The following is a 23,987-nucleotide window of genomic DNA, read 5'->3' as shown; positions in this document are numbered from 1 at the left end:
ATGTGTTCAGTGGGCGGCCAGGTGGGTGGCGAACGCCAGGCGTTCGCGACATTCGCCGACCATGCGCTCCAACAACTCCGCGCAGCTTGGAATATCGTCGATCAGACCCAGGACCATGCCGGCGGTAATGATGCCGTCGTCGACGTTGCCTGACTCCAGCGCGGCGCGGCCTCGGCCCCCGGCAACCAGCGGACGAATATCTTCGAAGGCACAGCCTCCTGGCCGTCGCTCGGTGCCGACGACCTCGTCAGAGATGGCGTTCTTGAACACTCTTGCGGTGTTGTTAAGGGTGCGGAATATCAGGTTGGTATCGCGCTCGGTGCCTTTGAGCAAGGCGGCTTTGACCTCCGGGTGGATGGGCGCCTCCTGAGTCAGGCAGAAACGTGTACCCATGTTTATGCCTTCAGCGCCCAGCGCCAGCGCCGCGGCCAACCCACGGCCATCGCCGATGCCACCGGAGGCAATGATGGGAATCTTCAGCGCACGGGCTGCGGCCGGGATCAGCACCAGGCCTGGAATGTCCTCCTCGCCCGGGTGGCCAGCACACTCGAAACCGTCGATGCTAATGGCGTCGACGCCCAGCTTTTCAGCGCTCAAGGCGTGGCGCACGGCCACGCATTTATGGATGATGCGCACGCCGGCGGCTTTCATCTTGGGCAGGTAATTGATTGCTTTATTGCCTGCCGTTTCAACGATGGTTACCCCGTTAGCGATGATGGCGTCGATGTACTCGTCGTAGGGGGGAGGGCTGATGGTGGGAAAAATCGTCATGTTGACGCCGAAGGGCTTGTCGGTCATTTCCCGGCAGCGACGGATTTCCTTGGCCAAGTCTTCAGGGGTGGGCTGCGTCAGGCCTGTGAGGATGCCCAGTCCTCCGGCATTGGAGACGGCGCTGGCCAACTCCGCGCGGCCCACCCACTGCATGCCGCCTTGGATGATCGGGTAGCGAATGCCAAGCAGTTCGGTAATACGAGTTTTCATGGTGACAGCCTCTTTTACTTGACTTTGCGCTCATCCAGGCCCAGGGCCCGGCCAATGATTTCTTTCATGATTTCGCTGGTACCGGCGAAAATTCGCGAGACACGCGCATCGCGGTACATGCGGCTGATCCGGTATTCGTCCATGTAGCCGGCACTGCCATGCAGTTGCACGCACTGGTCCATGACCCGACCTTCCAGCTCGGAGGTCAGCAGTTTGGCAGCCGCGGCGGCTTCAGCGCTCAGCAGCCCTTGGTTGTGTTGCAGTACAAGCTGGTCGATCCAGATCTGCTGGCAATCCAACTGGGCACGCAGCTCGGCGAGCACGAAGCGGCTGTTCTGGAAGGTACCGACCGGGCGACCGAAGGCACGACGGTCCTTGACATAGTCCAGCGTCAAGTCGAATGCGACCTGGGCATGCGCGATCGACTGGCAGGCAGACAGCAAACGCTCTTCTGCCAGCCCTTCGGCCAGATAGGCAAACCCCTTGTCTGGCTCGCCCAACACGTTGTCCTTGGGAATGCGGACGTTGTCGAAAAAGATGATGGCTGTGTCCTGTGCATCCAGTCCCATCTTGTCCAATGGGGTACGGGTCACGCCCGGCCAGTTGGTTTCCACCAGCACCAGGCTGATCGCATAGCGCTCAGACGAGGTTCGAGCAGCCACCACCAGCAAGTCTGCGTTGAGTCCGTTGGAAATGTAGAGTTTGGAGCCGTTGAGTATCCAGTGGTCTCCCTTATCCTCCAGCCGGGCCCGCATGCCCGCCAGATCGGAACCTGCATCGGGCTCGGTCATGGCCACGGCTAGGATGGTGGTGCCTGCGACGCAACCCGGCAGGTACCGCTGGCGTTGGGCGTCCGTGCCGAAGCGTTGCAGGTAAGGTGCAACGATGCGTGAGTGCAGGGTGAAGAACACACCGATATCGCCATGGCGAATGACTTCTTCGTAAACGATCTGCTCGTAGCGCAAATCGGCCAACCCCGAGCCTCCGTAGACTTCGTCTGCCCACATCAGCAGAAGGCCCTGGTCACCGGCCTTGCGAAAAATCTCGCGGTCACAGCAGCCCGCGGCACGCCAGCGGTCGACGTTGGGCGCGATTTCGCGCTGGACGAACCGGCGTACCTGGTCACGGAACAGTTCGTGATCACTGTCGAAGATCAATCGATTCTGTAGCATCCTGGTTTCCTTTCAGCTGGCGCTGGGCAGCGGGTGGAATGTATCGCCACGCACGGCGCGTTCGCGCAGCCATGCCGAAGGGCGGAAACGCTCGCCGAATTGATTGGCCAAGGTATCGCAGCGGCTCACGAAGGCACCGATGCCCAGAGTGTCGATCAGCGATAAGGTCCCCCCGGTCCATTGGGCAAACCCGATTCCCAGCACCGCGCCCAGATCGGCATCCGCCGGGTCACTGAGCACGCCTTCTTCAAGGCAGCGCGCAGTTTCCAGTGCCTGGATATACAGCAGTCGGTCTTTGACCATCTCGACCGGTGGCTGCACGGCCGCCAGGGGGAAGCTGTCCAGCAGGCCAGGCCATAGACGCTTTTTGGCGCCTGGGGGGAATTCATAGAAACCGCCGCCGTTCTTGCGGCCCAGGCGATTCAAGGCGACCAGGCGCTCCACGACCGGCTTGGCGTGCAAGCGCAGGTGCTTGCTCGGCAGTTGGTCTTCATGGGCCTGGTCGATCACTTTTTTTTGCAGGTCCAGCGATACTTCATCGGTGACCGCTAGCGGTCCGGTGGCCATGCCTGCCAGGCGGGCAGCATTCTCCACCAGTGCAGGGTTGACCCCTTCGGCCAGCATGGCCATGCCCTCATCGATGTAGGTACAGAACACGCGGCTGGTGTAGAAACCTGGGCTGTCGTTAACCAGAATCGGCGTTTTTCGCAACTGACCGACCAGGTCCAGTGCCCTGGCAATGGTATCGATGCTGGTGCTCCGGCCAACGATCACTTCCACCAGCGGCATGCGCTCGACCGGCGAGAAAAAATGCAGGCCGATAAACTGCTCGGGGCGAGCGAAGTATTCGCCCAGGCCGGTTATGGGCAAGGTTGAGGTGTTACTGGCGAAAATGGCGTGCGCCGGCATCCAGGCTTGCGCGTTGGCGATGACCCGGGCTTTGACTTCACGGTTCTCGAAGACCGCCTCAATGACCATGTCACAGCCTGACAGCGTGGAAAAATCCGTACTGGGGGTAATCCGCCCCAGCAATGCATCGGCGTATTCCCGGGTTTGCGCCTGCCGGCCAACGGCTTTTTCCAACAGGCTGGCCGAATAAGCCTTGCCGCGCTCAGCTGCTGCGGCATCGGTGTCCAGCAGGGTGACCTGAATGCCTGCGACGGCTGCGGCGTAAGCGATACCCGCGCCCATCATGCCAGCCCCCAGTACGCCGAGTTTGCTCACCTGGCTTTTGGCAGGGCCGTGTGGCCGGCGGGCCAGCTTGTCCGCGGCGCCTTTGTTAATGAACAGCGTACGCATCAGGTTGCGCGCGACAGGGTTCGCCAGCAACGTGCCAAAGTACTTGGCTTCAACCTCCAGCGCTTTGTCAAAGGGCAATTGGCTGCCCTCGAAAACGGCCGAGAGAATGGCCAAGCGGGCAGGGTAGTTGTCAGCCCCCAAGGCCTTGGCCTGAGTAGTGCCAAACTGGAAAGAACGTATTGCATGGGGCGCCAGGCAGCCGACCCCGCCGGGCACGTGAAAGCCTTTTGCATCCCATGGCTTCACGGCGCACGGTGCCCCGGCGAGCCAGCGCCGGGCTGTAGCAAGCAATTGGCCGGCAGGCACCACTTCATCGACAATGCCTAGCTCTAATGCCTGAGCCGGCTTGAGCGATACACCTTCGAGCAACAACGGCAGCGCCTTTTCGATGCCCAGCATGCGGGGCAGTCGTTGTGTGCCCCCTCCTGCGGGCAGTAGGCCAACCGTCACTTCAGGCAGGCCGACTTGGGCGCTTGGGGTGTCTATCAGTACTCGGTAATGACAGGCCAGCGCCAGTTCCAGGCCTCCACCCAGCGCCAGGCCGTTGAGGGCCGCGACGAAGGGCTTGCCGCCGGTTTCGATACGGCGCATCACGGCTGTTTCACGGGTAAAGCGGCGAGCGGCGGTAGCGGCATCGACGCCCAGGTCATAGGCATCTACCAGTGCCTTGAGGTCTGCACCGGCGATGAACGCTGCTTTGCTTGAAGTCAGGATCGCGCCTGATACCGTGGCGTCGTCAAGCACGTGATTCACCGCAGCGCTCAGGTCGGTGACAAACTCTTCGGTGAAAATATTTACGCTACGTTCGGGGAGGTCAATGGTGATGACCACGATGCCATCGCCGTCCCGTTCGATTCTCAGGGTGTTCATCGTTATGGACTCCATGGTTCAGACCCGTTCGATCAGGGTTGCGGTGGCCATGCCGGCCGCCGCGCACAAGGTGACGATGGCCGTATTCAGGTCGCGGCGCTCAAGCTCATCGAGCACCGTGCCCACAAGCATTGCGCCGGTTGCACCCAACGGGTGACCCAGGGCTATCGCGCCGCCGTTGACGTTCACCTTTGCCGGGTCAAGGTCGAAGTGGCGCATGTAGCGCATGACTACCGAGGCAAAGGCTTCGTTGACTTCGAACAGATCGATGTCCTTGATGGTCAACCCAGCCTGCCTGAGCAGTTTTTCGGTGCACGCCGCAGGGCCAGTCAACATGATCGCCGGCTCGGAACCGATGGCGGTGTAATGACGAATTTTTGCCCGGGGAGCCAGTCCCTGGTCACGACCGAACTGTGCGGTGCCCAGTAAAACCGTGGCCGCACCGTCGACGATACTGCTGGAGTTGCCTGCGGTATGGACGTGGCGAACCGCCTCGTATTGGGGGTAGCGTTGCAGGATCACGGCGTCGAAGCCGTTCTGACTGCCAGTGGCTTCGAAGGCGGGCTTGAGTTTGCCCAGATCCTCGAGGGTGGCGTTTGGGCGGATGGCCTCATCGCGATCCAGCAGCGGTTGGCCGAGGATGTCAGTGACGGTGAACTGTGACGCCTTGAACAGCCCCTCCTGTTGCGCCATAGCGGCGCGCTGCTGGCTGCGCAGGGCGTAACTATCAACGTCTTCGCGGCTGTAGTTGTCTTGTTCGGCGATCAGGTCTGCGCCGATGCCTTGCGGGACGTACCAGGTATTCCACACAACCTGTGGGTCTGTGTACACCGAACCACCGTCCGAGCCGATGGGGGTGCGCGACATGCATTCCACGCCCCCGGCAACGATGGCCTGGGCCGGGCCGCAACGTAAGGTCGAGGCCGCCAGGTTCACCGCATCCAGGCCCGATGCGCAATAGCGATTGAGCTGCAGGCCGGGCACCGTCTGCGCATAACCGGCTTGGAGCGCCGCGACGCGGGCGATGTTCGCCCCTTGTTCGCCGGCAGCCATGACACACCCCAGGAAAACGTCCTCGACCAAGGCCGTATCCAGATCGCTTCGTGCACGCAGCGCCTGGAGTGTTTGCGCTGCCAGCGCGGTAGCGCTGACCTCATGCAGGGCGCCGTCAGGACGGCCTTTGCCCCGCGGGCTGCGTACATGGTCGTAGATATAAGCATCGTTCACTTCAAGACCCTCGAAATGCCTTGGCGACAGCTGGGCTCGGATCGCCTATGAGGCTTAAAGATTATAATCATCTATATCATAAAACAAGCATCTTCCAGCGCTCTGCCAGTCATTGACATGAAGTGAAATCGTGTAGATCATAATGATGAATGATGTTGTTTGATCTTCGAAATAAAAGCGACCAATAAGAGGAGACGGCACATGACGGATGCAACGCAATTTCTGCCAGACCTGCCAAGGCTGGGGGCCTGGCTGAGGGCAACTCTGGGCGCAGCAGAGGGGCTGAGCGTCAAAGTGGTTCAGGGCGGCGCCAGCAACCTCATCTACAAAGTCGAGGCCAACGGACGCTCATACGCGCTGCGGCGACCGCCGCAGGTGGCCAACGATGCCAGTGCCAACAACATCCTGCGGGAGATGAAGTTGTTACGCGCCATTGGCCGCAGCAGCATCCCCCATACCCGGCTGATCGCCGGCTGTGAAGACCCTCAGGTCATTGGCTCGCCTTTCGCGTTGCTCGAGTGGCATGACGGCTTCGCCGGCAAGAACCCATTGCCAGCGACGATTGCCCAAAGTCCCGAGGCCCATCGCACATTGGCCTTTGAGTTGGTGGATGCGTTGGCCGAATTGGCCAATGCTGATTGGCAAGGCCTCGGGCTTGAAGGCTTCGGCAAGCCTGAGCATTTCCTGGAGCGCCAGGTGGCTCGGTGGTCAGCCCAGTTGGAGCGCTACAAAACCCGCGATATCGAGGGGCTGGCTAGGCTCGGCGATTGGCTGGCGCAGCATACCCCGGCCATGCAACGTGCCTCCCTGATTCACGGCGACTACCAATTCATCAATGTCATGTATGAACACAGCAACCCTGTCCGCCTGGGGGCGATCGTGGACTGGGAGATGGCCACCATCGGCGATCCGTTGCTGGACCTTGGCTGGATGCTGGCGGGATGGCAGCAAGCAGGCGAGCCCGAGAGCTATGCCAATTATATTGACTGGCAGTGGATGCCTGCGCGGCGCGAATTGGCCGAACGCTACGCCGCCAAGACGGGGCTGGACATCAGCGCATTGCCTTATTACATGGCGCTGTCGATGTTCAAGCTGGCGATCATCATGGAAGGTGCCTATGCACGGTACCAGGCAGGTAAATCAGACCTTGCCGCTCACGCAAGCATGGAACAGCAGGTACCCGACATGATCCAGCGCGGCCTGCATTTTTCCACCCTCCTTTGACCTGACAGCGAGAGAGCAGCCCATGTGGGACTTCAGCACCGAACCTGATTTTCAGAAAAAACTCGATTGGATGGAGCGCTTCGTCAAGGAGGAGATTGAACCCCTGGATACGCTCTGGCCCGATATGAGTGCACCGTACGATCTCGGAAACAAGGCGGCGCGCGCCATCATCAAGCCCCTCAGCGATGAAGTGCGCAAGCAGGAACTGTGGGCTTGCCACCTGGGGCCTGAGTTGGGCGGGCAGGGTTATGGCCAGATCAAACTGGCGCTGATGAACGAGATCCTCGGTCGTTCGAGTTGGGCCCCGACTGTATTTGGCACTGCCGCGCCCGACACCGGCAACGCCGAGATTTTGGCCATGTTCGGCACCGCCGAGCAGAAGGCCAGGTACTTGCAGCCATTGCTCAATGGCGACATCGTCTCCTGCTATTCCATGACCGAGCCACAGGGCGGTGCCGACCCGGCAGTATTTACTACCCGCGCGGTGCGCGATGGCAGCGACTGGATCATCAGCGGTGAGAAGTGGTTCTCTTCCAATGCTCGGTACGCCAGCTTCCTGATCGTCATGTGCGTGACCAATCCGGACGTGCCTGTCCATGCCGGTACTTCGATGTTTCTGGTGGCTGCTGACACGCCCGGAATCAATATTCTGCGTAATCCTGGGGTTTATGGGGAGAATCCCGGGGAGGGGGCACATGCCTATATCCGGTATGACAATGTGCGCGTCAGCGCCGATGCGCTGCTAGGCGAAGAGGGCAAGGGCTTCGCGGTCGCCCAGGCACGGCTCGGGGGCGGGCGGGTACACCACGCCATGCGTACGGTTGGTCAATGCCAGAAAGCTATCGACATGATGGCCGAGCGTGCCTTGTCGCGCCATACCAAGGGGGAACCACTGGCCAGCAAACAGGTGGTCCAGCAATACCTGGCCGACTCGTTTATAGAGCTGCGCCAATACCGGCTGCTGGTACTGGAAACGGCCTGGCGTATTGATAACGGCCATGACTACAAGGCCAACCAGATGTACATCGCCGCCATCAAGGCCGCAGCACCCAAGGTCTACCACGATATTGTCCAGCGATGCATGCAAGTTCACGGGGCGCTGGGGGTAAGTGATGAAATGGTTCTGGGACAGATGTGGATCTACGCCGCGTCGATGGCGTTGGTCGATGGACCGACCGAGGTACACAAGGTGGGGGTCGCCAAGAGTCTGCTCAAGCGTTATCGACCCGCCCCCGGTCTGTTCCCCTCGGAGCACTTGGTGGCACGACGCGAGGCGGCCAGGGTCAAGTTCAAGGCTTACCTGGAGTAGCTGCCCATGACGCGAATCGACTACTTCGACTTGACCGGAAAGGTGGCGCTGATCACGGGAGGAAGCCGTGGGTTGGGTCGCGAAATAGCGTTGGCATACGCCCGCCAAGGCGCCGATGTCATCATCGCCAGTCGCAAACTGGAGGCCTGTGAAACCGTCGCGCGCTTGATTCGCGACATGGGGCGCGAAGCCATTGCCGTTCGCTGCCACATGGGAGAGTGGGCAGACATTGACTTGATGCTCGAGCGCGTGTTTGCCCATTTTGGTCGTGTTGATATTCTGGTCAATAATGCCGGTATGTCTCCTGTGGCTCCTGCTTCCCATGATACGGAGGAGGCGCTGTTCGACAAAGTGTTGCAGGTTAACTTCAAAGGGCCGTTTCGACTGGCAGCGCGGGTGGCGGCGCAGATGGCGACCGGGCAGGGCGGGGTCATCATCAATGTGAGCAGTACTGGAGCGCTGCGTCCATTGCCGGCTGTGGTCCCCTACTGTGGTGCCAAGGCGGCGCTTAATGCCATGACTGAGTCGCTGGCTAAGGAATATGGGCCCAAGGTGCGAGTCAACACGTTGTCGGCCGGCCCGTTTTTGACCGATGTTGCCAAGGCCTGGCCCGCGGTTGCTCGCGAACGTTTCGACAATGCGCTGGGCCGGCCAGGCCAGCCGGAAGAAATCATCACGGCGGCGTTGTATCTGGCCAGCCCTTGCAGTTCGTTCAGCTCAGGCAGCCTGGTGCGCGTCGATGGTGGGATCGGCTAGGTACCACTGACCAAGCCCGTCACTTGCGGACTAGGTGACGGGCCCTGCGCCATCTTCATTATCTTTAGCCGCGTTTGTTCGGGCTTGACGATCGCCAGGCCAGCCAGCGAACAGACCAAGGTGACTGAACCGAAACTCGCCACCGCCAGCTCGTACCCGGCCTTGATGTCGCCCGCCTTGCACTCAATCAGGTATCCCACCAGCGTCGGAACTAGCATCCCGGCAGAGGTCACACAGCCGTTGTAGATGGCCAACATGCTGCCGCGCTGGCCAGAAGGCACCATATGGGCGGTGATAGTCAGCCCGAACGTTGGCAAAATATTCATCAATAGATTGCCGGCCACAAAAAGCGAGATGGCCGTTGTAGGATCCCAGGGCCAGACCCAAAGGGCGGTAAACGCTATCCCTCCCAGAGCGCAGGACAAGAAGGCGGGCGCCACCAACGCGGCGCGGTCGCTGCAGCCATTGGCCATTGCTTTCTGCGCCAAGGCCGAAGCCAGCAGGGTCAGAACCATGATGGCCACGGTCATGGCCAAGGTCAGATACCCCGCCTCAATTGCGGTGAAACCATGGCCTTTTTGCAGATACACCATCGACCAGCTAAGGCCTAGGGAGGTAGGGACAAAGCTCAGGAACCCCATGAGTGTCGTCCAGAGGAAACTTGGCGTGCGCAGCAACTGCCGATATGGGACACGACTGCCTGCGTCCCGTCGCATTTCGCCAACCCTACCAGTTTCCTCGCCCTCTCGGCCAAGCAAGGTCCACAGGACCAACCAGCAAAGGCCAAGTGTTGCAAGTGCGAGGTAGGCGTTTCTCCAACCGCAGTGGTCGATGAAGGCCGGCATCAGCGTGGCCGCGAGTACTCCGCCGATCATCATAGAGCTGGTGATCAGCGACGCGGGAAGCACCCGCTGCCGGGGCGTAAACCACTTGAAGCAGGCATGCTGTGTCACTGCCGTCGCAGGGCCGGTCCCGGCCCCAAGCAGCAGTCTGCTGATGAGCAACGCCATATAAGTGCTGCTTATCACCACCAACAATTGCGAGAGCATCCAGACGACTGCCATGCCCATCAATATCCAGCGAGTGGCCAATCGATCCGCCAAAAATCCCACGCTTATGCCCGACACGGAGTAAAGAAAGAAAAACGCGCTGGCCACTAAGCCGAACTGGGCGGCGGTTAAGCCCAGATCATTGATGATCTGAACGCCCGCGAAGGCAAAAACAGCTTTATCTAGTGTGCTGATAATGACTACGATCATCAGCAATGCGATGACGATGTTGCGCTGCCGGTTGTTCGAGTTGATCATGATGGTATCCTTTGGCAAGTGCCGTCTGTAGCGACGGCATCGTTGTCAGGCAGCGGCCAGAAACCGGTAGACAAGGTGAGCCCAATAGCTGGCGCCATAAGGAATGGCCTCATCGTTGAAGTCATAACCTGGATTGTGCACGGAGCAGCCGCAGGGTCCGCTGTTGCCATTGCCTAGCGCAATGTAGCAACCTGGCCTCTTTTCCAGCATCCAAGCGAAATCTTCACTGCCCAATCCGCCTTTGGATGGTTGGGTCAGCAGTTTCTCGGCCCCGAACAATTCGCGGATCACCGCTTGAGCCAACAGCGTTTCGTTGTCGGAGTTTTGCACCGTCCCCACCAATTCGCGGTAGTCGTACTGCACATCCATGCCATGAGCACTGGCAACACCTTGGGTGATTTCGCCAATCCTCTTTTTGAGCAGTTGTCTGGTTTCAAGCGTTGTGGCACGCACGCTCAGTTTGAGATCGGCGTAAGCTGGAATGACATTCGCTGCTTCGCCGGCTTTCACGGCCCCTACGGTAACCACGGCGGTTTCGCTGGCGGGTACGCTGCGCGAAACGATACTTTGCAGTGCCAGGACAAGTTCGGCCGCAGCGACTACCGGATCGCGGGTAAGGTGGGGCATGGCACCGTGACCACCCACGCCAATCAAGCGAATATCGACCTGGTCAGAGGATGCCGCAAGTGAGCCGGATTTGGCCATGAACATGCCGATCGGCAAGCCGGGAGCGTTATGAAGAGCAAAGACCGCGTCGCATGGAAAACGCTCGAACAAGCCATCGTTCATCATGGCCACGGCGCCGCCCAGTGTTTCCTCGGCTGGTTGAAAGATGAGTGTCAACGTCCCGTCAAAACCTTGGGTTTGCGCCAGGTAACGGGCGGCACACAGCAAGATGGCCGTGTGGCCGTCGTGGCCACAGCCGTGCATTTTGCCAGGCGACATGCTCTGATGCGCCAAGCCGTTGGCTTCCATGATGGGCAAGGCATCCATGTCCGCACGCAAGCCAATGCTGCGTGTGGAACTTCCCAGCTTCAGGATTCCGACAACACCGGTTCCTCCAATGCCCTCCTGAACTTCATATCCCCATTGACGTAGAGAGTCTGCGACAAGTTGGCTGGTTTGATACTCCTCGAAGCCCAGTTCAGGGTGTTGGTGAATATGCCGCCGAATGCGCGTGAATTCTTCCTTGCTGCGGTGGATGGCAGCGATCAATTGATCGGTTGGGACACTCATCGTTGATAACTCCAAGGTTGTCGGTCGAGAACCGGAGCATGGCCGAATGCGGCCCTGTTGGATAATCATGTCTCCGTATGGCTATTTGTATTTGGTATCGCAACACACCACCCGTGGAGAGGGAACTAATGCCGCAACATGTGCTGGCCTGAAACGACGGATGAAGGAAAGAACGCCTTGCCCTGATTTGCCGACGGCGACGGCGGGCCTTGCGTCGCTCTGTGATCGCGGAATGCGTAGAGCATATCGGCCGCCAGTGTTTTGGCTTCGCGGGACATCAACTCCGGGTCGCGGCTGACCATGGAGATGGTCATGCACGGTAATTCCTCTTCGAGTTGCAAGAAATCCAGGCGCTCTCTAAACAAACTCGAAACAACCAGCGGCTGGCACATAAAACTGATGGCATCGGTTCGTGTGCTCAATCCGAGACTAAGGCCCAAGGACGAGCACTCGATCACTCGCGCGGGTGGATCAATGTGCAAGCGTGCGAAGAAACCGGCCAGCAACGAATCTTCGAAAGCGTCAAACAACAACCAATCCATATCCCGCAACGCTTGCAAGTGCCTGACGTGTCTGAGGGGATGTCCCTTGCGTACCGCTAGAACGCTGGGTTGAGTGTAGAGCGCCGACCACTGGAATCCGTCGGAACTGGGTTGTGTCGACTGTGTCGTGAGGATCAGGTCCAGACGTCCCTCGCGCAACCCTTCCATTAGTCGGGGAGGGCGCATTTCCTGGATTGTCAAATTGACATCAGGATAAAGTTTGTGGAATTTGGCGATGCAGTCCATGAACTGGTCGCCGGGGGAAACGGGGGTGACGCCCAAGGTCACGCTACCCTTCATCGTGCCCTTGAGCGTTTCTATTTCATTGCGAGCTTTGCGTAACTCTTCAACCACCAACCGGGCACGCCCTATCAGGCGTTGCCCATACTCGGTCAGGGTTATGCCTCGATTGGAGCGTACCAACAAGTAAACACCCAGTTCCGCTTCCAGTTCTTTGATGCTTCGTGACAGTGCTGGTTGCGAAATATGCAGCAGTCGAGAAGCCTCTTGAATACTGCCGCATTCGCTAATTGTGATCAATGCGCGTAGCTGGTGAATTTTCATGGGCGTCCGATAGTCTTCTGGTTATTGGTCTATCTGGACTTTAGCAAGAAATATGCCCCACCATGGGTTCAGAGTCAGCAGGGAATTCAACTGTGTAGCTAGTGGGTTTGCACGTGGCTGGGTTGCCCCGTGCGTTGCGCGACCGCACCGGGTTGGCGCAACAGGAACTGTGAAAGGGCAGGTACTAGCAGCAAAGCCCCCAACATATTCATCATGAACATCAGCGTCAGTAGTATGCCCATGTCTGCCTGAAATTTTATGGGTGACCATGCCCATGTAACGACACCAGCAGCGAGCGTCACGCCGACCATGGCCACGACTCTGCCCGTACACTGCAGCGCGTGATTGAATGCATCTGCAAGGCTACTCCCCGCTCGTAGTGCCTGAAGTTGGGTGCTCAGCAGGTACAGCGCATAGTCGACGCCAATTCCGACGCCCAAGGCGATGACGGGCAGGGTTGCTACTTTCAGCCCCATCCCCAGTATTACCATCAATGCTTCGACAAGTGCCGAGGTCAACGCCAGGGGAATGAGGGCAACCACAACCGCGCGCCAGCTACCAAATACCACTAGGCAGAGCAGGGCAACCGCCGTATATACGTAGAACAGTATCAAGTGATCGGCGCGTTGAACGACAATGTTGGTAGACGCCTCGATGCCGGAATTTCCAGCTGCCAATACGAATTCACGTTCCGAGGTGTTGTGGTCGCGGGCAAACGCTTCGGAGACCTGTAGCACTCGTGTCAAAGTGACGGCCTTGTGATCTGTTAGCGAAGCTATTACGGGCAGAACTGAGCAGTCCCGGTTGAACAGTTCAGGCGCGAGGCTGCCGGCGGTATAAATGGCATTGCCCAGTACCCCGTCGTTGTGTAACAAGCTTTCCCATTTAGCGCTGCCCTCAAAATTGCCGGCAATTATTCTGCGCAGGCTGTCCGGCAGTGAGCGCGTCGACTGTACGCCCTCCACGCTGGCCAATTCATCGGCCAGACGACTGGTCTCCACTAGGGTAGGGTAGGTCTGGCAGCCATCCTTCGGGGTTTTGACCATGACCACGAATTGGTCACTGGAAAGGGCGTAGTGGCTCAGAATATAGGCATTGTCGAAGTTGTAGCGAGAGTCGGCGCGCAACTCGGGTGCCCCGTTTGCCAGGTCGCCCACTTGCAAGCGGCGGCCCAGCTGGTAGCCACCAGCACCTATGATCATCGCGATCAACAAGACAAGGCTCGCGCGCTTTGGCGTAGTCAACGAAACCAGAAAGCAGGCTATGGCGCTGCTACCCTGGCGCGCGCGCCTTTGTCCACGCAGCGCATGACGTACACCACGATGACTGACCCCGCAGTAGGATAGCGTGACAGGGAGCAGGATGAGGTTAGTCACAATCAGCAGGGCTACACCCATGCTGGCCGCCAAGGCCAGGGTGTGGATGACCGGGATATCGATCAGCAATAGAACGGCAAACCCAACCGCATCAGCCAGCAGTGCCGCGAAGCCAGTGAGGAAAAGTCTGCGAAACGTCAGTCGAGCCGCGACGTACGCCGACAGGCCACGCCCGATGTCCTGCATGATGCCATTCATTTTTTGCGCACCATGGCTGATGCCGATCGCGAAGATCAAGAACGGCATCAGCATTGAGTAAGGATCTACCCCTAAGCCGGCCACCTTGAGCAGGCCCAACTGCCAAATGACTGCGGTCAGTGAGCAGGTCATCAGCAGTGCTGTGCTTTGCAGACAGCGCAGGTAGAGGAATATCACAATGGCGACGATCAGGGCGGCGACTGCAAAATAGGCAACTACCTTGTGTACCCCATCGATTAGATCCCCCATCACCTTCGCGAAACCGATGATATGGAGTTTCACTGATCCGGTTGCCTGGAAGCTTTGGCGCAGATCTTCCAACTGCTGGTTGAAGGCTGCGTAGTCCAGCATCTCACCGCCAGCGGCGTTATCCATCAGGGGCAAGATGATCATGGCCGAGGTCTGATCGTTGGAGACCAGCCCCCCCACTTGCCCGGCCCTTTGTACATTGCTTGCCAGTTGCGCGAGGCTGGCGGCCGAGCCGTTGAAATCAGCCGGCATGACGGGGCCGCCTCTGAAGCCATCTTCGGTGACCTCGGTCCAACGGACTGACGCGCTCCAGATTGACTTTACCCAAGGCCGATCAACGCCTTTGAGCAGGTAAAAAGCGTCATTGATGCGGCGCATCGTGTCCAGAAAATCGGCATCGTAGATGCTGCCGTTCGGGTTCTGCACCACAATGCGCAAGGTATTGCTCAGCCCCCTTAGCTGGTCTTTATTCTCCAGGTAGTTACGCACGTAGGGATGCGAGTGCGGCAGCGTGCTTTCGTAGCTGGCCGTCATTTTGAGCTGCAGGGCGGGCCCGATAAGTAGCCCAGTGATCAGTACACATAGCGCGATAATGAATGCGCGGTGGTTGAAAATGAGCCGTTCAATCCGGCTGCCTGAATGCCTGTCAAGGTCGGCGGCGCAGCGCTCGCTTCCTGTTGATCGCTTGGTTGTATTCACCCTACCTCCAGCCTTTGCCAATCAGGGCGCGCTTCGCACCAGCACGCTTAGTGCGCCGGCGAACACCCAGTGGTCATTGTTGTCTTGAATCAGGGAGGCGAGTGGCATCCCTGCTTGTGAGGGCCTGACATTCAGTACGTCGCTGCCAGTGGCCGCATATAGTAGGTTGCCAGCCTGGCTGACAAATACCACTTGGCCGCTGGACAGCGTGGTGGCGGCGGTGACACTGCTACTGTCGCTGTTGCCAAGGGATTCCCAGGGGCCGCCCGCCACGCTGCGCAGCACATGCCCGCGCATACCAAATACGTAAAGCGCGTTGTCGTGTGCCTGCAATCCGAAGAGGGTGCCCTGATAGGGCAGGCTACGTTGCTCGAAGCGCTGTTTCAGCCGGTCAAATTGCAATAGCAAACCCTGTTCGCCTGCAATGAACAGCCCATTGGAATTGCCTTGGATAGCGAATAGATGCAGCCCTTGAGGATTGTCGACATGGTCCAACCAAGGTATCCAGTGCTGCCCCCCATCAGTGGTGCGCAGGATCAAACCATAAGCACCCACGACGAAACCATGTTGGTTGTCCTCAAACCACACATCGAGAAAAGGTTTGTCAGGCCCATCTGCCCTTAACTGGGCGCCTGTTGCCTGCAGTTGTTCGGCTTGCGGGTGCTCGTTTGGCTGCCAATTGATGTAGTAATCAGTGATCAGTACTGCAGCCTGGATGCCATCCAATTGCTTTTGCCATGAACGGCCGCCGTCACTGGTGTGCAGCACCACACCTGCGTGACCCACGGCCCATCCTTGGGCAGGGTCGGGAAAGCTCAGCGCGACCAAATCCGATTGCACGGGCACTTGTGCTTGATACCAGTGGTCGCCATGGTCATCCGAGTAGACGATACGCCCCCTGGCGCCGGCTGCTACAAGGCGCGAGCCTGCGTGGGCGAGGGCGACAAAACTACCGTGCTCCGGGTTTGATCGAGTAACGGCAGGGCTGAGCAACGGGTCAATGAAGGCGTTGACGTCGGCATGCGCCTGGGCAGCAATGGCCAGGACCATTGCCGTAACCAGGAGCACACGCCAGCCCCCGATCAATCCGGCCACCATCAGCGAATACCCGCCCCGGCCATCGCCTGTGAGGTCAGGGCTTTGGCTGGCCAGGGCTGGGTGAATTTATAACCTCCAGATTGCCCAGCATAGTTGTAGAGCACGTAGGCTTTGGCCGTTAAATCGTAGAAAACTGTGGTGTCAGCCATGGGGGCTGGCACCTCGTAGGCAGGGGCCATCAACGAATAACCGACCTTGTACAATTTGCCGCTGCTGTCGTAGTTCTCGGTGGCCCCGGCCAGGTAGCTATCTTCGTCCCAGTAGAACCGGCGTTTACTGTAAATATGGCGCAGGCCAGGCTTGAGGTCGGCCTCGACTACCCAAACACGGTGTTTCTCCCAGCGGATGCACTGGGGTGCCAACACGTCTGGTTTAAGCAACTGCTCGGTAGGGCAGCCATAGAGCGCATTGTAGGAATTGTACGGAATGAATACCTCTTTTTTGCCGATCTTCTTGAAATCGAAGCGATCCAGGGCGCCGCTGAACAGTCCAGCGTCATCGATGACCATGTAGCCACCTGCGCTGCCGATGGGCGAGTCGTACACATAATCAGGCAGTTGCCGCACGCGGCGTTGGCTGGGTACGTAGGACCAGGAGAGGTCTCCACCCTTAATGGGGTTTAGTGCCTTGTAGAACAGGATTTTCTGACCTGCGTTACGGGCAGGCTCAGTGGTTTCCGATACGGCCTTGCTGTAATACTTTTCAGTATCCTCACCGCCGTCGGCTTGATAGAAGGGCGACTCGACGTGCATTTTTTGCACCAGGCTCAGAAGGGGTGCACTATTGCCCGCCACGATCCAGGTTTGCGAGGAGTAGTCCTTCACCGCGCCAGAATAGGCGAGCAGGTGGTTCCACATGACTTGCTGACCGTCTGCGGGGAGGGGAAAAGGAAAGCCAGCCAGGGCGCCTTCCACGGCCAAGCCGCCTTCGGTACTGTGTGCACGTTGGATGTTCTTGCGCGTGTTTTCCAGTACTTGCGCGGGATAAGCCACCGAGCGTCGGCTGGGGTAGATGTCCATGTACATGCTGGGGTATGTGTTCAGGAGGGCCTTGGTCCCCTCAGTCAACTGATCCGCGTATTGCGCCATATTTTGTGCATCGATTCGTAGAATGGGGGCATCATTGGCGAACGGATCCGGGCGCACGCCACTGCCGGAGATGTAGTGGGCGGGGGGAGTGGTCAGTCCTCCTGTGTAGGAAGGAATACTGCCATCGGCGTTGGCGCCTTGGACGGCGCCGAAGGCAGTCAGTGGGTTACCGGGCGCGTCATTGTCTTGGGCGGCAAACGTTGTGCCTGTACTCATCGTCAACAATGTGCACAGCAGGGTGTGGGGAATGCGGGCAATCAATGTCATGGTCATGCTCCAGGGGTCAGAATGCGGCTTTCACCGTCAGCGCAACCCAGCCACGATCCTGCAGCTGGGCGCCATTGGAAGCGGTAATGCGGGTGCCGTTGTCTTTGTAGCGGGCCAGGTAATCGATGTACTTGAGGTCAATCTGATAGCGCTGGCGGATCAGGACGCTCGGCCCCAGGCTGTAGCTGCCAGAACCTTGGTTTCCACCCCCCAGCACGGCCGAATTGCCCTTGATGCCCTCGCTGAAACTGATGGGAAACGACAGGTCTACGCCGTCAATGATCGAGTTCCAGCTTGGGCTGACGCTGATCTGGCCGCCCACGAAGTTGCGCGTGACACAGCCGCTCCATGTGCCACCGCTGCATGCGTAGCCGCCGGCGTTGAAGTACTGTTCGTTACTGCGCACCCGTAGCCACCGGTTATAGGTGATCTCTGCAGACCAGTTCAGGGCATCGAAGAAAGCAGTGGAGTTGATACTGCCCATGACGTTGATCAGCGCGTGTAACGTATCTCCACGCGCGCCTTCGTCCCCCGCCACCAAGGACGTGCTGTTGAGCGCAGTGTTACGGCGATAGACCAGCTCACTTCCAACAGCTAGGCCGTTTAGATTGGTTGCCAGGCTCAGGCCCAGCAGGCGGGTGTTCCGTGCGTATGAGGCTCGGTAGGTCATGTTGGCGGGATCTTGAGTATTCACAAGCAACCACGGCAACTTTTCATCGAACTGCCGAAGGTAGACACCGATGGTCGAGCTGTTGAGTGCCTCTGGCGACCAGCGCAGGTTTATGCCCCAATCGCCGACCTTGCTGCCCTCACGGGCATCAAGGCGGCGCGCGAACAGCGGCCCATTGGCGGTGTTCGCGACGAACATGCGATCTGGACCGTTTAACACGACATCGCTGGCGGCAAGGTAAGTCCCACCTTCCGCATACCTCGATGCTTCCCAGTCGAAGAAGTATTGGGTCTGCAGGGACAGAGTATCGGTAAGGTCGAATTGAGAAGAGACCTGCGTGAGGGGCAAGTACAGCTCCTTTGCCTCGGTGCCCGGGTTCGCCTGGGCCTTGGCGAGGTCAACCGGCCCTTGAGAGTAAGATACCCCGTGTACCAGGCTGAACAGGGATTCACCCCAGTACACGTTGTGCCTCCCCGCCTTAACGCTGACGGGTATGTCGCCGATGTCGAACTTCGAGAACACGAAGGCATCGAGCAACTGCCCCGAGGGACCTTCGTAATAGCGTCGGGTATAGTTTGAGTATTTGTTGCCCTCGTAGCTGCCGATGTCCGAGTAGCTTACGCCTGGAGCGTACTGCCCTGGGTTGGTGTGAACATCGCTGTCGTACGCATTGTCGTACCAAGCCGAGCCGCTGATGCGCAAGCCCATGCGTTCCTGGTATATCAGGTCGAGCTCCGACAGCAGGTCAAACCTGTCGGTAACGACATGCCCACGGTTGAAACTGTAGTCGGACGATTGCATTGAGGTCGAGTTACCTATCATTGAGTCCCGCCCCTCAGCGCGCACTCCCAGGTTGTACCTCAGCGTGTTGTCCCATCGTCCATGCCAGTCGGTATCGGTAAGATCGAAGTCAAACGCCTCGGCGGTCGACATGCCCACGCCGGTAAGCACTGCCAGAGTTAATGCGGATGCACATCGCTGTCCCTTGGATTTGCCACCTCGAATCACTTGCCTCATCAAATTGCCCCCACAGTCCAGAACCAGGTACAAAAGCACATCTCGGCGGATGTTTGGCATCAGGTGTATGGATTACCTGTCTGCTGTTGGATGCTAAAGGGGGGGGGGCATCGCGACTATTCGAGAATCGGCATGATGATGCCGAGATTGGATAGCCACCGGCGGCAGTGAGTCTTGATCAGCGCAGGGCAGACAGTGCAGGCTTGAGACAGAGACGCCACAACGTCGATCGGTAAACCGCCATTGTGGCGCAGGGGAGCAAATGGAAACGCAAGGGGGCGGCTATCGGTACGCGCCTAGCGCGCCCATGATCATGGTGTTCATGTGCGTAATCAGGCGGTCTCGAGAGTGTTCGGTACCGCCATTGAACCAGAACGCGGCGCTTGTCAGCATGCCTAGAATGCTACTGGTACTGGTGCCAAGATCCTGAGGTGCAAACACGCCACGCTCGATACCTGTGCGCACAATGGTGTCCAGGCATTGATGGTAGCGCTGAAGCAGCGTGTCAATCTCACTCCGGTGGGTGGGCGACAGGCTGCGAAGCTCCAAGCCCATGAGCTGCGCACATTGCCGTTCATGGGTTTGGAATGCGAGGTGCACTGAAACGAAAGCCTTGAGCTTGTCCTCGGTCCTGCTGAATTTGCGCACCTTTTGTTCTACCGTCTCCACCAGGCCTTCAAGGTGCTCGTGAATAAGCTCGAAAAGCAGGCCCTGTTTATTGTCCAAATGGTTGTAAAGGGAGCCGGCTTGTACGCCAAGGTGCTTGCCGAGCGTCCTCAGGCTGATATTGGCAAAGCCTTCCTGGACGAATAAGGAAAGCGCCACGTCTCGAAGCCTGCGCCCGGCCCCCCCAGGCCGAAGCTGATCGTCATCTGGAGCGGATTGGGCTTGTCTCTTGGTTGGGAAGCCATCGCGGGCATGCATTGTTTTAGACCCTCTGGTGGTTACCACTGCGCGGAATTCTGACCCAGCCTTCCATCATTACCCGCGCGCTGCGGCTCATGATGGCCTTGAGCACCTTCCATTCGCCATTGACCCGCTCGGCCTGGGCGCCCACGCGCAAGGTGCCGGAGGGGTGGCCGAAGCGCACGCTCTGGCGCGCGCCACCGCCGGCGGCCAGGTTCACCAGGGTGCCGGGGATGGCCGCAGCGGTGCCGATGGCCACGGCGGCGGTGCCCATCATGGCGTGGTGCAGCTTGCCCATGGACAGCGCGCGCACCAGCAGGTCGACGTCGCCGGCTTGCACCGCCTTGCCGCTGGACGCGGTGTAGGCGGCGGGCCCGGCGACGAAGGCCACCTTGGGCGTGTGCTGGCGCGTGGCGGCTTCGTCCAGGTGCGAAATCAGGCCCATGCGCAGGGCGCCGTGGGCGCGGATGGTCTCGAAGCGTGCCAGGGCCTTGGGGTCGCCGTTGATGGCGTCCTGCAGCTCGGTGCCGGTGTAGCCGATGTCGGCGGCGTTGAGGAAGATGGTGGGGATGCCGGCGTTGATCAGCGTCGCCTTGAAGGTGCCGATGCCGGGCACCTCCAGGTCGTCCACCACGTGGCCGGTGGGGAACATGGCGCCTGCGCCGCCTTCTTCCTCGGCGGCCGGGTCCATGAACTCCAGCTGCACTTCGGCGGCGGGGAAGGTCACGCCGTCCAGCTCGAAGTCGCCGGTTTCCTGCACCGCGCCGTCGGTGATCGGCACGTGGGCGATGATGGTCTTGGCGATGTTCGCCTGCCAGATGCGCACGGTGGCCACGCCGTTGCGCGGGATGCGCTCGGCCGGCACCAGGCCGTTGCTGATGGCGAACGAACCCACGGCGGCCGAGAGGTTGCCGCAGTTGCCGGTCCAGTCGATGAACGCCGCGTCGATGGCCACCTGGCCGAACAGGTAGTCCACGTCGTGGCCGGGCCGCGTGCTCTGGCTGAGGATCACCGTCTTGCTGGTGCTTGAGGTGGCGCCGCCCATGCCGTCGATCTGCTTGCCGTACGGGTCTGGGCTGCCGATCACGCGCAGCAGCAGCGCGTCACGGGCCGGGCCCGGTTGGCGGGCATCTGCAGGCAGGTCATCAAGCTTGAAGAACACGCCCTTGCTGGTGCCGCCACGCATGTAGGTGGCGGGAATGCGGATTTGTGCGGGGTAGCTCATGGCATCGCTCCTCAGGCCGCGGGGGCTTGTTCAAGGAAGTCCTGGGCAAAGCGTTGCAGCACGCCGCCGGCTTCGTAGATGGAGACTTCCTCGGCGGTGTCCAGGCGGCAGGTCACCGGCACCTCCAGGCGCTCGCCGTTGGCGCGGTGGATCACCAGGGTCAAGGTGGCGCGCGGGGTGCGTGCGCCGACCACGTCATAGGTCTCGCTGCCGTCGATGGCCAGGGTGTGGCGGTTGGTGCCCGGCAGGAACTCCAGCGGCAGCACGCCCATGCCCACCAAATTGGTGCGGTGGATGCGCTCGAAGCCTTCGGCGGCAATCGCTTCCACGCCCGCCAGGCGCACGCCCTTGGCGGCCCAGTCGCGCGACGAGCCCTGGCCGTAGTCTGCACCGGCGATGATGATCAGCGGCTGCTTGCGGTTCATGTAAGTCTCGATGGCCTCCCACATGCGCATCACCTGGCCCTCGGGCTCCACGCGGGCCAGGGAGCCCTGCTTGACCTGGCCGTTTTCCCTGACCATTTCGTTGAACAGCTTGGGGTTGGCGAAGGTGGCGCGCTGGGCGGTCAGGTGGTCACCGCGGTGGGTGGCGTAGCTGTTGAAATCTTCCTCGGGCAGGCCCATTTTCGCCAGGTACTCGCCGGCGGCGCTGTCGAGCATGATGGCGTTCGAGGGCGACAGGTGGTCGGTGGTGATGTTGTCCGGCAGCACCGCCAGCGGGCGCATGCCCTTGAGCGGCCGGGCGCCGGCCAGGGCGCCTTCCCAGTAGGGCGGGCGGCGAATGTAGGTGCTCATGGGGCGCCAGTCGTACAGCGGGCTGACCTTGGGGCCGGTGTCCTCGTGGATGGCGAACATGGGGATGTACACCTGGCGGAACTGCTCGGGCTTCACCGAGGATTTGACCAGGGCGTCTATTTCGGCGTCGCTGGGCCAGATGTCCTTGAGGCGAATTTCCGCGCCGTCAGGGCCGTGGCCCAGCACGTCCTTCTCGATGTCGAAGCGGATGGTACCGGCGATGGCGTAGGCCACCACCAGCGGCGGCGAGGCCAGGAACGCCTGCTTGGCGTAGGGGTGGATGCGCCCGTCGAAGTTGCGGTTGCCCGAGAGCACGGCGGTGGCGTACAGGTCGCGGTCGATGATCTCCTGCTGGATGGCCGGGTCCAGGGCGCCGGACATGCCGTTGCAGGTGGTGCAGGCAAAGGCCACCACGCCGAAGCCCAGCTGTTCCAGTTCCGGCAGCAGGCCGCCTTCTTCCAGGTACAGCTTGACGGTTTTCGAGCCGGGCGCCAGCGAGGTCTTCACCCACGGCTTGCGGGTCAGGCCCAGGCGGTTGGCGTTGCGCGCCAAGAGGCCTGCGGCGATCACGTTGCGCGGGTTGCTGGTGTTGGTGCAGCTGGTGATGGCGGCGATGATCACCGCGCCGTCGGGCATCTGCCCCGGCGTCTCGGTCCAGGGTGCGGCGATGCCCTTGGCCGCCAGGTCGCTGGTGGCCAGGCGCGCGTGGGGGTTGCTGGGGCCGGCCATGTTGCGCACCACGGTGCTCAGGTCAAAGCTGAGGGTGCGCTCGTACTCGGCGGTCTTCAAGCTGTCGGCCCACAGGCCGGTTCGCCGCGCGTACTCTTCGACCAGCTGCACCTGCTGGTCTTCACGGCCGGTGAGCTTGAGGTAGTCGATGGTCTGCTGGTCGATGTAGAACATCGCTGCAGTGGCGCCGTATTCAGGCGCCATGTTGGAAATGGTGGCGCGGTCGCCCAGGGTCAGCTTCGCCGCGCCCTTGCCGTGGAACTCCAGCCAGGCGCCGACCACTTTCTGCTGGCGCAGGAACTGGGTCAGGGCCAGCACCATGTCGGTGGCGGTGATGCCCGGTTGCAGCTGGCCGGTGAGTTCGACGCCGATGATGTCCGGCAGGCGCATCCACGAGGCGCGGCCGAGCATCACGCTCTCGGCTTCCAGGCCGCCGACGCCGATGGCGATCACGCCCAGCGCGTCGACGTGGGGGGTGTGGCTGTCGGTGCCCACGCAGGTGTCGGGGAAGGCCACGCCGTCACGCACCTGGATCACCGGCGACATTTTCTCCAGGTTGATCTGGTGCATGATGCCGTTGCCGGGCGGGATCACGTCGACGTTCTTGAAGGCCTTCTTGGTCCAGTCGATGAAGTGGAAGCGGTCTTCGTTGCGGCGGTCCTCGATGGCGCGGTTCTGCTCGAAGGCCTGCGGGTCGAAGCCTGCGCGCTCCACGGCCAGGGAGTGGTCGACGATCAGTTGGGTGGGCACCACCGGGTTGACCTGCGCCGGGTCGCCGCCCTGGCTGGCAATGGCGTCGCGCAGGCCGGCGAGGTCCACCAGCGCGGTCTGGCCGAGGATGTCGTGGCACACCACGCGGGCCGGGAACCAGGGGAAGTCGAGGTCACGCTGGCGGTTGATCAGTTGGCTCAGGGAGGCGCTGAGGCTGGCCGGCTCGCAGCGGCGCACCAGGTTTTCGGCCAGCACGCGGGACACGTAGGGCAGGGTGGCGTAGGCGCCGGGCTTGATCGCGTCGATGGCGGCGCGGGTGTCGAAATAGTCCAGGGCGGTGCCTGGCAGGTTCTTGCGGTATTGAGTGTTCATGGTAGTGGGCTCATTCACGGTGTCGGTCACACAATCGCGAGGGCGAGCACTCATCCGTAGGAGCCGGCCTTGGCCGCGATGGCGATATTGCGGGCCCCATC

16 protein-coding genes and 1 pseudogene are annotated in these 23,987 nt (G+C 60.2%); 3 read left to right on the top strand and 14 right to left on the bottom strand.

The window, feature by feature from the left end; translation table 11 throughout:
* Nucleotides 1–6: 6 nt before the first annotated feature.
* The 4 genes and pseudogenes from AC0SZ7_RS17240 to AC0SZ7_RS17225 form a co-directional block, all read right to left on the bottom strand.
* Nucleotides 7–984 (bottom strand): annotated as a pseudogene (locus tag AC0SZ7_RS17240) (NAD(P)H-dependent flavin oxidoreductase); the annotation flags it as partial.
* An 11-nt stretch (nucleotides 985–995) separates the two neighbouring features.
* Nucleotides 996–2,153 (bottom strand): acyl-CoA dehydrogenase family protein, encoded by a 1,158-nt coding sequence (locus tag AC0SZ7_RS17235; protein WP_475505504.1) that lies wholly within the window; start codon nucleotides 2,151–2,153, stop codon nucleotides 996–998.
* Between the two features lie 12 nt (nucleotides 2,154–2,165).
* Entirely contained in the window at nucleotides 2,166–4,322 is a 2,157-nt protein-coding gene (locus tag AC0SZ7_RS17230; RefSeq protein ID WP_475505503.1) for a 3-hydroxyacyl-CoA dehydrogenase NAD-binding domain-containing protein, read from the bottom strand.
* An 18-nt stretch (nucleotides 4,323–4,340) separates the two neighbouring features.
* Nucleotides 4,341–5,549, bottom strand: a complete 1,209-nt coding sequence (locus tag AC0SZ7_RS17225; RefSeq protein WP_475505502.1) for an acetyl-CoA C-acetyltransferase — start codon at nucleotides 5,547–5,549, stop codon at nucleotides 4,341–4,343.
* Nucleotides 5,550–5,750: 201 nt separating this feature from the next.
* On the opposite strand from AC0SZ7_RS17225, the gene AC0SZ7_RS17220 reads away from it, so the two are divergent.
* From AC0SZ7_RS17220 to AC0SZ7_RS17210, 3 genes are read left to right on the top strand one after another with little or no spacing between them, the layout of a single operon-like run.
* Nucleotides 5,751–6,773: a phosphotransferase family protein gene (locus AC0SZ7_RS17220; protein ID WP_475505501.1), complete on the top strand. Its 1,023-nt coding sequence runs from the start codon at nucleotides 5,751–5,753 to the stop codon at nucleotides 6,771–6,773.
* 22 nt (nucleotides 6,774–6,795) lie between these two features.
* The gene (locus tag AC0SZ7_RS17215) at nucleotides 6,796–8,082 is read left to right on the top strand and encodes an acyl-CoA dehydrogenase family protein (protein WP_475505500.1); all 1,287 of its coding nucleotides are present in this window, start codon (nucleotides 6,796–6,798) and stop codon (nucleotides 8,080–8,082) included.
* Nucleotides 8,083–8,088: 6 nt separating this feature from the next.
* Nucleotides 8,089–8,838 (top strand): SDR family NAD(P)-dependent oxidoreductase, encoded by a 750-nt coding sequence (locus AC0SZ7_RS17210; protein ID WP_475505499.1) that lies wholly within the window; start codon nucleotides 8,089–8,091, stop codon nucleotides 8,836–8,838.
* Here AC0SZ7_RS17210 and AC0SZ7_RS17205 read toward each other — a convergent pair.
* From AC0SZ7_RS17205 to acnD, 10 genes are all read right to left on the bottom strand, one after another.
* Nucleotides 8,835–10,145, bottom strand: a complete 1,311-nt coding sequence (locus AC0SZ7_RS17205) for an MFS transporter (protein WP_475505498.1) — start codon at nucleotides 10,143–10,145, stop codon at nucleotides 8,835–8,837. The two genes, AC0SZ7_RS17210 and AC0SZ7_RS17205, sit on opposite strands and share 4 nt — an antisense overlap.
* 45 nt (nucleotides 10,146–10,190) lie before the next feature.
* Nucleotides 10,191–11,381 carry a M20 aminoacylase family protein gene (locus AC0SZ7_RS17200; RefSeq protein ID WP_475505497.1) on the bottom strand — a complete coding sequence of 397 codons (1,191 nt, stop codon included), beginning with the start codon at nucleotides 11,379–11,381 and terminating at the stop codon, nucleotides 10,191–10,193.
* A 125-nt stretch (nucleotides 11,382–11,506) separates the two neighbouring features.
* Nucleotides 11,507–12,487 carry a LysR family transcriptional regulator gene (locus AC0SZ7_RS17195; protein ID WP_475505496.1) on the bottom strand — a complete coding sequence of 327 codons (981 nt, stop codon included), beginning with the start codon at nucleotides 12,485–12,487 and terminating at the stop codon, nucleotides 11,507–11,509.
* 98 nt (nucleotides 12,488–12,585) lie between these two features.
* Entirely contained in the window at nucleotides 12,586–15,009 is a 2,424-nt protein-coding gene (locus AC0SZ7_RS17190; protein ID WP_475505495.1) for an efflux RND transporter permease subunit, read from the bottom strand.
* 21 nt (nucleotides 15,010–15,030) lie between these two features.
* Nucleotides 15,031–16,059 carry a WD40/YVTN/BNR-like repeat-containing protein gene (locus tag AC0SZ7_RS17185; protein ID WP_475505494.1) on the bottom strand — a complete coding sequence of 343 codons (1,029 nt, stop codon included), beginning with the start codon at nucleotides 16,057–16,059 and terminating at the stop codon, nucleotides 15,031–15,033.
* A 47-nt stretch (nucleotides 16,060–16,106) separates the two neighbouring features.
* Nucleotides 16,107–17,462, bottom strand: a complete 1,356-nt coding sequence (locus tag AC0SZ7_RS17180) for a DUF1329 domain-containing protein (RefSeq protein ID WP_475505493.1) — start codon at nucleotides 17,460–17,462, stop codon at nucleotides 16,107–16,109.
* Between the two features lie 16 nt (nucleotides 17,463–17,478).
* Nucleotides 17,479–19,149: a DUF1302 domain-containing protein gene (locus AC0SZ7_RS17175; protein WP_475505492.1), complete on the bottom strand. Its 1,671-nt coding sequence runs from the start codon at nucleotides 19,147–19,149 to the stop codon at nucleotides 17,479–17,481.
* A 282-nt stretch (nucleotides 19,150–19,431) separates the two neighbouring features.
* A complete protein-coding gene (locus AC0SZ7_RS17170; RefSeq protein ID WP_475505491.1) occupies nucleotides 19,432–19,974 on the bottom strand; it encodes a TetR-type transcription factor C-terminal domain-containing protein in 543 nt (180 codons plus the stop codon).
* Nucleotides 19,975–20,077: 103 nt separating this feature from the next.
* A complete protein-coding gene (prpF, locus tag AC0SZ7_RS17165) occupies nucleotides 20,078–21,280 on the bottom strand; it encodes a 2-methylaconitate cis-trans isomerase PrpF (RefSeq protein ID WP_475505490.1) in 1,203 nt (400 codons plus the stop codon).
* An 11-nt stretch (nucleotides 21,281–21,291) separates the two neighbouring features.
* Nucleotides 21,292–23,886: a Fe/S-dependent 2-methylisocitrate dehydratase AcnD gene (acnD, locus tag AC0SZ7_RS17160; protein WP_475505489.1), complete on the bottom strand. Its 2,595-nt coding sequence runs from the start codon at nucleotides 23,884–23,886 to the stop codon at nucleotides 21,292–21,294.
* Nucleotides 23,887–23,987 lie beyond the last annotated feature (101 nt).

This window comes from Pseudomonas sp. JC1203, from assembly GCF_056175065.1.
Note: the sequence above shows the minus strand (reverse complement) of the source record. Positions and strands in the feature narration are given on the sequence as shown.

Coding starts and splice junctions, on each gene's coding strand:
- AC0SZ7_RS17185 (WP_475505494.1), bottom strand. CDS start 16,059: ATGGTCCTGGCCATTGCTGCCCAGGCGCATGCCGACGTCAACGCCTTC.
- AC0SZ7_RS17220 (WP_475505501.1), top strand. CDS start 5,751: ATGACGGATGCAACGCAATTTCTGCCAGACCTGCCAAGGCTGGGGGCC.
- AC0SZ7_RS17205 (WP_475505498.1), bottom strand. CDS start 10,145: ATGATCAACTCGAACAACCGGCAGCGCAACATCGTCATCGCATTGCTG.
- AC0SZ7_RS17215 (WP_475505500.1), top strand. CDS start 6,796: ATGTGGGACTTCAGCACCGAACCTGATTTTCAGAAAAAACTCGATTGG.
- AC0SZ7_RS17200 (WP_475505497.1), bottom strand. CDS start 11,381: ATGAGTGTCCCAACCGATCAATTGATCGCTGCCATCCACCGCAGCAAG.
- acnD (WP_475505489.1), bottom strand. CDS start 23,886: ATGAACACTCAATACCGCAAGAACCTGCCAGGCACCGCCCTGGACTAT.
- AC0SZ7_RS17230 (WP_475505503.1), bottom strand. CDS start 4,322: ATGAACACCCTGAGAATCGAACGGGACGGCGATGGCATCGTGGTCATC.
- AC0SZ7_RS17195 (WP_475505496.1), bottom strand. CDS start 12,487: ATGAAAATTCACCAGCTACGCGCATTGATCACAATTAGCGAATGCGGC.
- AC0SZ7_RS17175 (WP_475505492.1), bottom strand. CDS start 19,149: ATGAGGCAAGTGATTCGAGGTGGCAAATCCAAGGGACAGCGATGTGCA.
- prpF (WP_475505490.1), bottom strand. CDS start 21,280: ATGAGCTACCCCGCACAAATCCGCATTCCCGCCACCTACATGCGTGGC.
- AC0SZ7_RS17210 (WP_475505499.1), top strand. CDS start 8,089: ATGACGCGAATCGACTACTTCGACTTGACCGGAAAGGTGGCGCTGATC.
- AC0SZ7_RS17180 (WP_475505493.1), bottom strand. CDS start 17,462: ATGACATTGATTGCCCGCATTCCCCACACCCTGCTGTGCACATTGTTG.
- AC0SZ7_RS17235 (WP_475505504.1), bottom strand. CDS start 2,153: ATGCTACAGAATCGATTGATCTTCGACAGTGATCACGAACTGTTCCGT.